Here is an 818-nt window from a genome sequence, read left to right as displayed (position 1 = left end):
ACGAGCGCGTCGCGTTCGAGCCAGCCTTTGCGGTGGAGGTTGTCCATCGTCGACAACACCGTGGTGTAGGCGATCTCACGCTCCCCCGACATTTCGTCGTATATCTCCCGGACCGTGACCGAATCCGTGCGGCCCCACACCCGGTCCATGATGACCGTTTCCAGCTCACCGAAACGATGTGCCATCGGTTGTCTCCTCGTCGTCGTGGGCATCCGGTGCGCGTGATCGCCGCGGCTAGCGCCCTGGGTACCGAACCCCTCGTCTGCTGCTCGCATACTATCCACGTACGTAGAACGCAGGTGGTCCGGGGCTTGCGGGTCCGCGTCGTCCGCAAGCTGCCCGGTCGGGATGGGTTTGATGATGCTGCTCATGATGCGCGGCGGCGGCAAACACGCGCCCGACTCCGGGTCGGCAGGCGACGCCCACGAAATCGCCGCGCTGCGGTCCGAGATCGCCAAACTCAAAGGCGTCGGCGCCCCGGCGAACGCGGGGCGACCGGAATGACCGGGCCTGCCGGGCAGCTTGCGGACGACGCGGACCCGCAAGCCCCGGACCACCTGCGTTCTACGTACGTGGATAGTATGCGAGCAGCAGACGAGGGGTTCGGTACCCAGGGCGCTAGCCGCGGCGATCACGCGCACCGGATGCCCACGACGACGAGGAGACAACCGATGGCACATCGTTTCGGTGAGCTGGAAACGGTCATCATGGACCGGGTGTGGTCGGCGCAGAACACCATCACCGTCCGCGAGGTGTTCGAAGACCTCGCCCGCGATCGCGAGATCGCCTACACCACCGTGATGTCGACGATGGACAAC

3 protein-coding genes are annotated in these 818 nt (G+C 65.6%); 2 read left to right on the top strand and 1 reads right to left on the bottom strand.

Annotated elements, in window-relative coordinates; translation table 11 throughout:
• The coding region (locus A5780_RS27410) for a BlaI/MecI/CopY family transcriptional regulator (protein WP_197521887.1) at window positions 1-185 on the bottom strand (185 nt) is incomplete at its 3' end.
• 163 nt (window positions 186-348) lie between these two features.
• Here A5780_RS27410 and A5780_RS40365 point away from each other — a divergent pair.
• Together A5780_RS40365 and A5780_RS27405 are read left to right on the top strand one after the other, a co-directional pair.
• The gene (locus A5780_RS40365; protein ID WP_156769688.1) at window positions 349-504 is read left to right on the top strand and encodes a hypothetical protein; all 156 of its coding nucleotides are present in this window, start codon (window positions 349-351) and stop codon (window positions 502-504) included.
• A 167-nt stretch (window positions 505-671) separates the two neighbouring features.
• On the top strand, window positions 672-818 hold a 147-nt coding region (locus A5780_RS27405), incomplete at its 3' end, for a BlaI/MecI/CopY family transcriptional regulator (RefSeq protein ID WP_197521802.1).

It is taken from the genome of Nocardia sp. 852002-20019_SCH5090214 (genome assembly GCF_001665865.1).
Lineage (GTDB): Bacteria > Actinomycetota > Actinomycetes > Mycobacteriales > Mycobacteriaceae > Nocardia > Nocardia nova.
The sequence above is the reverse complement of the archived record's forward strand: the minus strand, read 5'-3'. Positions and strand labels throughout refer to the sequence as shown.